Below are 984 nucleotides of genomic sequence, written 5' to 3'. Positions count from 1 at the left end.
TCCAGAAATCCAGAAGCTTCTTTTACCATTAAATCCGGAAAATAATCGCCGGGGTAAAAAATTTCTTCTCCGTTGCGATATAAATCATGCCGGTTAGGTCCCTGCCAATAAAAAAAATGCGAATAATTATCGATACACCCAACAAAATGGCCAAAGGAGTAATCAAAACCCTGGGCATTGGGTTGTTTTTCTTTACCATGCCCCAAATGCCATTTGCCAATGTGTGCAGTTTTGTATCCTGCATCTTTAAACATTTCGGCAATTGTATATTGTTCTGAAGGCATTCCGGCACTATCATCCAAAGAGCTCACGTTTCCCGGTACGCCTGCACGCTGTGGTGTTTTTCCTGTGAGTAACCCGGCTCTTGAAGGAGAACAGATGGGAGCGCCGTAAAACTGAGTAAATTTAATGCCGCTTTTTACCAGTTTATCCATATTGGGAGTGAGTAAATCGGTTGCACCAAAACAGTTTAAATCAATTGCGCCCTGGTCATCGGTGTAAATTATGATAACATTGGGTCTGGCAGCATCCTCGCTTCCTTTTCCAAAAGAAAATACAGAAATTAATAAAAGGGAAACGATTGTAATTAATATGGCAATAGGTCTCATATTCAATATTTTATAAATTATTCAGCTGTATGGTTTTCTGAAATTCAGTTTGCAACTTTTCCGGGTTCCCGACGGTTTTTCCCGGGATTACCGGTTAAATCATCCCCCAAATCGAGGCGGGCCTCTTCAGCAATTTTTTTAAGCATTTTCACAATTTCAGGATTCGATTCGCCAACGTCATACCGTTCTCCCGGATCGCGGCGTAAATCATACAATCCACCTTCAAACGGAAAATTGTTATTCAGTGGCCCGGGGGTTCCATCGTTACCCGGTTGAAAACCTTCGTAAGTTCTGCCGGGGTGAGGGAATACAAGTTTCCACGAACCGTGACGAACAGCTTCCAGACTGTTCTTCCGGTAATAGTATAAAAAGGTTT

1 protein-coding gene and 1 pseudogene are annotated in these 984 nt (G+C 42.2%); both read right to left on the bottom strand.

Annotated features, from left to right (window positions below; translation table 11 throughout):
• The coding region (locus K5G00_RS29460) for a sulfatase-like hydrolase/transferase (RefSeq protein ID WP_238770222.1) at positions 1–608 on the bottom strand (608 nt) is incomplete at its 3' end.
• A 44-nt stretch (positions 609–652) separates the two neighbouring features.
• Positions 653–984, bottom strand: a pseudogene (locus K5G00_RS29455) (hypothetical protein); the annotation flags it as partial.

It is taken from the genome of Maribellus maritimus, from assembly GCF_022267315.1.
GTDB classification, from domain to species: domain Bacteria; phylum Bacteroidota; class Bacteroidia; order Bacteroidales; family Prolixibacteraceae; genus Draconibacterium; species Draconibacterium maritimum.
This window is presented reverse-complemented; position numbering and strand designations above follow the sequence as displayed.